Source organism: Mesorhizobium metallidurans STM 2683, from assembly GCF_000350085.1.
In the GTDB taxonomy this organism is placed as follows: domain Bacteria; phylum Pseudomonadota; class Alphaproteobacteria; order Rhizobiales; family Rhizobiaceae; genus Mesorhizobium; species Mesorhizobium metallidurans.
In genome coordinates this window covers 1-6,756 of sequence record NZ_CAUM01000164.1, presented here as the reverse complement: position 1 = coordinate 6,756, position 6,756 = coordinate 1, and the positions used below count along the sequence as shown (strand labels likewise).

Here is a 6,756-nt window from a genome sequence, read left to right as displayed (position 1 = left end):
CTGGCGCCGGGTGATCCGGCCGCTATCATCGCAGGCGATAAGGGCACGCCAGAGATGATCGCCGGCATCCGCGAACAGTTGGGGCTCAACGAGCCGCTGCCCGTCCAGTTCGTACATTGGGCTCTCAGCATCCTCAGCGGCGACTTCGGGACCTCAATTTTCACGGGGCTACCCGTTCTTGAACTGATCTCGCAGCGGCTGGAACCAACAGTCTCTCTTTCGATCCTGACGATGATCCTTTCGGTGACCATGGGGGTTTCCTTCGGTATCATGGCCGCGTGGCAATCTGGCGGCCTTATTGATCGTATCCTGACGGTATTCGCGACACTTGGTTTTTCTGTCCCGGTGTTTGTTGTCGGTTTCTTTCTCATATATTTGTTTGCCATCATATCACATTGGCTACCGGTCCAGGGATACCGGCCGATTGACCATGGCTTCGGGCCATGGCTTGTGCACCTGATCCTGCCCACCGTGGCGTTAAGTCTTGGTTATATCGCTTTTATCGCGCGGATCGCGCGGGGGAGCATGCTCGAGGTGTTGTCGGAAGACTATATGCGGACTGCCGCCGCCAAAGGCGCGTCGTCGTATGCCATGCTTTTCCACCATGCGTTGAAAAATGCCGGTGTTCCAATTCTGACCGTGATCGGCTTAAGTTTCGCAAGTCTGGTTGGCGGTGTCGTCATTACGGAAACGGTGTTCAACATACCTGGTGTCGGTCGTTTGGTGGTGGATGCGATCAACAACCGCGATTACCCGATCATTCAAGGTGTGCTCATCCTGGTTTCAGCTCTGTACGTCCTTATCAATCTTGCGGTCGATCTTTCCTACACCCTAGTCGACCCCCGAATCCGGTACTGATTATGACGCTCCTCTCCCTACCAGTAGAATACGTCCCGACGGGTCGCCTACGAATATCTGACCTTCCCCGTCTGGCAAGGCGGCATCCGCTGGTCGTGGTAGGCGGCGGCTTCTTGGCGCTGTTGATTGTTCTGGCACTCGCTGCCCCGCTTTACGCCGGCGATCCATTGAGCATGGATCCATTCAAGCGCCTCCAGCCACCGTCCGCGGAGATGTGGTTCGGGAGCGATAATCTGGGCCGTGACGTGTTTGCAAGAACGATCTTCGGCGCCCGCATCTCACTCATGGTCGGATTGCTGTCAGCAGTGGGCGCGGCCCTCGGCGGGCTACTGATCGGTGTCATCGCCGGTTATGTCCGCGCCTTCGATAATATCGTGATGCGGGTCATGGACGGCTTGATGTCAATTCCGACGATTCTGCTCGCCATTGCCCTTATTTCTCTGACAGGCTCCGGGGTCGGCATCCTCATCGTTGCCATTACCATTCCTCAGCTGCCGAGCGTCACGCGGATGGTTCGTTCGGCAGTTCTGAGTGTTCGGGAACGTCCTTACGTGGAGGCCGCGGTCAGCGGCGGCGCGCGATTACCCAAGGTGCTGTGGAGGCATATCCTGCCCAGTACCATCGCGCCGCTTATGGTGCAGAGCGCCATAGTCTGCGCAGATGCGATTCTGACAGAGGCCGGACTGAGCTTCCTCGGCGTGGGCGTACCGCCCGAGATTCCCAGCTGGGGCAACATGATTTCGAGTTCTCGCTTGTATCTCTCGATTGCCCCATTGACGATCTTCGCCCCGGGCATCTGCCTTGCCGTCATGGTCCTTGCCGTCAACCTGCTCGGGGATGGCTTGCGCGACCTTTTCGATCCCCGTGCGAAGCGTGGGCGATGACACTATGCGAGAATCCGCAGAAGACGACGTGCTTCTCGACGTCCGAGACCTTGAAACGCACTTTTACGGCGATGAAAGCGTCACACGCGCCCTTGGCGGAATCAGCTTTCAAGTCAACAAAGGGGAAACGCTCGGCGTCGTCGGCGAATCGGGATGCGGAAAGAGCGTCACCGCTCTCTCCATTCTTCGCCTGCTGCCGAAGCTGACCGCCAGGACTGTCGGTGGCGAGGTCCGCTTTCACGGACGCGATATCCTTGCGCTGTCCGATCGGGAGATGCGACAGATCCGGGGCGACCGTATCGCCATGATCTTCCAGGAGCCGATGACGAGCCTGAACCCGGTCTACACGGTCGGCCGACAGATCGCCGAGGCGGTGCAGATCCACACAAAAGCGTCGCGCTCGCTGGCCATGGCAAAGGCCGAAGAGATGCTCTGTCTGGTCCGCATCGCGGATCCCCAGCTTCGCGTCAACAACTATCCTTACGAAATGTCGGGCGGCATGCGCCAGCGCGCCATGATCGCCATGGCTCTTGCCTGCTCGCCGGAACTTTTGATCGCCGACGAGCCAACGACTGCGCTAGACGTCACTATCCAGGCGCAGATCCTGCGTCTGATCGTCGATCTGAAAGAGCGCACGGGAACTGCCGTGATGTTCATTACGCATGATTTGGGCGTCGTAGCCGAGACGTGCCAACGCGTCATTGTCATGTATGCCGGCCGGATCGTGGAGCAAGCGAGCGTAATCGATTTGTTTGCGCATCCCGCGCATCCCTACACTCAGGGCCTCATGCGATCGGTGCCTGACCGGCGGCGCGGTCGGCAGCGCCGCCTTCCAGAAATTCCCGGCATTGTGCCAAGCCTGCGCGAGCCCATCGTCGGCTGCAGCTTTGCGCCTCGCTGCCCGTTCGCTATCGACATTTGCCGCGACAAGACGCCCGCCCTGCGTGATGTGGGGTCGAGCCACGCGGCAGCTTGCTGGCGCGCCGAAGAGGTGATGGGCGCATGAACGGTCCTTTGCTGAAAGTCCAGAATCTGACCAAGCACTATCCGCTTGGCTCGGGTCTCTTCAAGAAAACCATTCCGGTGATCCGGGCGGTGGAGGATGTATCGTTCACCGTCGAGACGGGCGAGACATTCTGCATCGTCGGCGAATCCGGCTGTGGCAAGTCTACCATCGCGCGGCTCCTGATGCGACTCGTGGAGCCGACCGGCGGACGCGTGCTGATCGACGGAACTGACATTGCTGGCCTCAAGAAGGACGCGCTTCGCGCCTGGCGCCGTCGCATGCAGATGGTCTTTCAGGATCCTTACTCGTCACTGAACCCGCGCCTCACCGCCGGACAGATCATCACCGAACCTGTCGAGAACTTCGAGTGCCTCGGCCGAAGGCGGCACCAGGCGCTTGCCGCGGACCTTCTGCGAAAGGTCGGAATGTCGCCTGAGATGATGCACAGGCTCCCGTCCGAATTGTCGGGCGGTCAGCGGCAGCGGCTCGGCATTGCACGCGCTCTGTCGCTCAACCCCTCTCTCATCATAGCCGATGAGGCGGTATCAGCTCTTGATGTATCCGTGCAGGCTCAGATTCTGAATCTGCTTTTGGATCTGCAGCAGCAGATGGGCATCGCCTTCGTCTTCATCTCGCATGACCTCGGCGTCGTGGAGCATATCGGCCATCGCGTGGCGGTCATGTATCTCGGGCGGATCGTGGAGCTTGCGCCGTGCGAAGCGCTCTTTGCCAAGCCCATCCATCCCTACACCGAGGCGCTGATCGCGGCGGCCCCTGTCCCGGATCCCACACGCCTTCGGCTAGAGGCGCCCGTTGAGGGCGAGGTGCCAAGCCCCGTCTATCCGCCGAGCGGGTGCGCGTTCCACCCGCGATGCCCGCTCGCCGTCGAGCGCTGCCGCATCGAAGTGCCACCTTTGGTGCCAATGGCAGACGGGCGCGTCGTGGCCTGCCATGTGCGCGCTCCGGCGACAGAAATCTCGGGCAATCCGGCTCTGGCCGGCGATCGTTCGATTCTTTTAGCGCAATAGGTCGTCGGCAACGCGACGGTTATATCAGAAGCTCTTTCAGCTGATCGAGCATATCGAAGCCGGTGAGACGGGCACCGAACCTCACCCAGCTACAATGAAAAGAAGGGACAAGGGACAAGGGACTATGGAAGAACATCCACAGCAGATCGGTTCTCATCTGGACGATAAGGGTGACAACTATGATACGGTCGGCTCGATTGCAACTAACGTTGCGGACGGCTTCACTATGGTAGCCGTTGGCGACCTCATCGTGTCGCGGCCGGTGACCAAAGGACGACATCCCGGCTTCGGCGACATCGTCAAAGTCCTCCAAGACGCGGATGTGACGTTTGGCAACATGGAAATGAACATCTTCGATATCCGGTCCTTCAAGGGAAGTCCTCAGGCTGAGTACGGCGGTGCATTTCACGTTAGCCTTCCTGAGGTCGGACCTGATCTGAAGTCGATGGGGTTCAATCTAATGAGTCGCGCAAACAACCATACGCTTGACTGGGGCCTTGAAGGCATGCGCGAGACGAGCCAAGTGCTCGATCAGAGCGGGATCATCCATGCAGGGGCGGGTGAAAATCTCGCACAAGCCGGCGCTGCTCGCTTTTTGGAAACCGCGCGCGGTCGCGTGGCGTTGGTGTCGCTTGCTACATCATTCACGCCGATGTCTCGGGCTGGCGATCCCGCTGGCGAGGCGCCAGGCAGACCCGGACTCAACGCCCTTCGTTTGGCGAAAAGCATTGTGATCCCGCCCGAGAAGCTCGAGAGCTTGAGGCAGATACGCGATGCGTTACCCGACTCCCGCCCGGGCGCTCGATCGGCTCCGCCGGCAGTCTCAGGGGCCACGGCGGACCGGCCCGAGGACCCTAACGATCCAGAGCGCGTCGTGGTCGCTGGAACGGCGTTCAAAGCGGGCGACAAGGCCGGTTACAGCTACGAAGCCGATCCTGGCGACGTCGCCGACATTCTTCGCAATGTTCGTCGGGGCAAGCAGTTCTCCGACTTCTGCATCGTCACCAACCACTGTCACCAGCCCGGGAACTGGAGCGAGGAGACGCCTGATTACGAACAATCGTTTGCTCATCGAGTGATTGATGCGGGAGCGGACGCATACGTCGGACATGGACCGCACAAGTTGCGCGGCATCGAGATCTATAGCGGTCGGCCTATCTTTTATAGCCTGGCCAATTTCTTTTATGATGACCACCGGACGCCTGTTGGGGCTGACATGTTTGTCGCTTATGGAAAGGACCCACGGGTCGACACGGATGCCGAGGTGACCGTCGCGGAGGAGGCAAAAGGATTTGACGACCCGGTGTTCTATGAGAGCGTTATTACCGTCAGCCGCTTTCAGCAGAACCAGCTTGCTGAGTTGCGACTATATCCCGTCGAGCTCGGGTACTTAAAGCGGTTTGCCAACAGGGGTGTCCCGCGGCTCGCCCCTCCGCCGCAAGCAAAATCCATTCTGGAGCGGCTACAGAAGCTCTCGAAGCCATTTGGGACGGAGATCGCCGTCGAGAACGACGTTGGAGTCATTAGACTGCGGCCCAACTCGCCGTAAACTTGAAGAAGGCGCGAATCGTCGCCGAGAGCCTTACGCCAAGCATCCGCGTTACGGAGGTTGCGCGCAAATACGAGGTGAGCGCTGGCACCTCTATGACTGGCGGAAGCAGCTTCGGAGCGGTCGGTTGGCGATACCAGAAAGCATGAGGTACAGATGTGGCGCCGCGGGCGTCCGGATCGCCCGTCACGCGCTCCTGCGGGGCCGGTGGGGTTGTCGCGGGCCTTTCGAGATGCGGCGGCCTTGAAGGCGCTCCGGCCAGCCGTAGATCCGCGGAGCCCGCGCGCCTTTGCTCGTTGCAAGACCGAGCCATCGCTGAAGGAAGTTGAACCTGGGCGAATGAGGGCGTGTCATCTGAATGATCGCTGCATGCTCGCACCAGCGCCCTGTTAGCCGAGAACAACCCTGTACATTTGTCTCCTCCTTCTCTTGCAAGTAAGGATATGACCTCTTCTGATCCATTGAACGCCGTTTTCGAGCATATCCAGGCGAACTGCTAACTAGAAGCTGCTGTGGGTGAGAATCTCGCAGGCAAGATGTTGTTGTGATAGGCCGGTCGAATACTGTCGGAAAACCGTGCGACGCTGCTGGGTTCAACTGAGCTGACTACGGCGCGCGCACTCATGGTGGTCAACGGTTTGCTGCAAAGGCCAGTGCTCGTGCCAACAGATCTTAGCTACCGGCTAACGTGGTCAGTTATGATATTGTGCATCCTTGCATTGCGAGAGGTCAAGGTTGGCAAAGGCCGCAGGAACATTGCGTCGGTCCACGATATCGCCAACCGAGGCTTGCCAAGCGGGATCGTTGAGAGCAGCGCCTCCTGCGACCAAGAAGCTGAAGCCGAGGATCATCCACGGTTCCAAAAGGCCGAGCGCCACGGAAGCGGTCAGCATCGCACATGCTACCGCCATCAGGGCGAACATGACTCTACGACGGCTAAAGTTATCGGCGATGGGCCCGACCAAGACAGATAAAATCAACGCTGGCAGGTTCGATGAAGTCTGCGCCAGCGCGACCATCAGATCGGAGGTTGAGATCGTCGCCATCTGCCAACTGATGGCAACGGTCTGCATCAGCTAGCCGAGACTGGAAACCTGCGTTACGAGCCAGATCGAACGAAAGGTTCGATTTTTGAGCGTCGCAAACGCCCCGGCGAAAATGAATCTGTATTTGCACCCGCCACACTGCTCATTTCTCGGAGCGTCGAACTCCGATCTAACGGTTCAGGCCAAGCGGGGGCTTCATCCGAATGGGCAGCTATAGCGTTCTCGAAGGGGCAGCACGCATGCGGAAGGTCCTTTTCGATTTGGAGCCTCGCATAGATCGTCCTCACCGGTGAGCCGGAGCCGGTGCACGATGTGCAACGTATAGAGTCCTGAAAGCACATTCGCGGCTTACAGCCCGGCGATACTCCGACGGAATTTCGGGCCT

Annotated in this window: 5 protein-coding genes and 1 pseudogene; 5 read left to right on the top strand and 1 reads right to left on the bottom strand. The window is 59.2% G+C overall.

What is annotated here, in order from left to right:
• From MESS2_RS28420 to MESS2_RS28400, 5 genes are all read left to right on the top strand, one after another.
• The coding region (locus MESS2_RS28420) for an ABC transporter permease (protein WP_040594202.1) at positions 1–858 on the top strand (858 nt) is incomplete at its 5' end.
• Between the two features lie 2 nt (positions 859–860).
• The gene (locus MESS2_RS28415; RefSeq protein ID WP_008878081.1) at positions 861–1,742 is read left to right on the top strand and encodes an ABC transporter permease; all 882 of its coding nucleotides are present in this window, start codon (positions 861–863) and stop codon (positions 1,740–1,742) included.
• A gap of 4 nt (positions 1,743–1,746) precedes the next feature.
• Complete coding sequence (locus tag MESS2_RS28410; RefSeq protein WP_040594201.1) at positions 1,747–2,748, top strand: ABC transporter ATP-binding protein; 1,002 nt, start codon at positions 1,747–1,749, stop codon at positions 2,746–2,748.
• Positions 2,745–3,776, top strand: coding sequence for an ABC transporter ATP-binding protein (locus tag MESS2_RS28405; RefSeq protein WP_008878079.1), 1,032 nt, complete (start codon positions 2,745–2,747; stop codon positions 3,774–3,776). Before MESS2_RS28410 ends, MESS2_RS28405 begins: the two co-directional genes overlap by 4 nt.
• A gap of 124 nt (positions 3,777–3,900) precedes the next feature.
• Positions 3,901–5,325, top strand: a complete 1,425-nt coding sequence (locus tag MESS2_RS28400) for a CapA family protein (RefSeq protein ID WP_008878078.1) — start codon at positions 3,901–3,903, stop codon at positions 5,323–5,325.
• A 743-nt stretch (positions 5,326–6,068) separates the two neighbouring features.
• Here the strand turns inward: MESS2_RS28400 and MESS2_RS28395 are convergent.
• Positions 6,069–6,398, bottom strand: a pseudogene (locus MESS2_RS28395) (MFS transporter); the annotation flags it as partial.
• Between the last annotated feature and the right edge of the window lie 358 nt (positions 6,399–6,756).

What these genes read in the sequence shown, in the direction of transcription:
- MESS2_RS28415 (WP_008878081.1), top strand. Translation starts at nt 861, where the DNA reads ATGACGCTCCTCTCCCTACCAGTAGAATACGTCCCGACGGGTCGCCTA.
- MESS2_RS28410 (WP_040594201.1), top strand. Translation starts at nt 1,747, where the DNA reads ATGCGAGAATCCGCAGAAGACGACGTGCTTCTCGACGTCCGAGACCTT.
- MESS2_RS28405 (WP_008878079.1), top strand. Translation starts at nt 2,745, where the DNA reads ATGAACGGTCCTTTGCTGAAAGTCCAGAATCTGACCAAGCACTATCCG.
- MESS2_RS28400 (WP_008878078.1), top strand. Translation starts at nt 3,901, where the DNA reads ATGGAAGAACATCCACAGCAGATCGGTTCTCATCTGGACGATAAGGGT.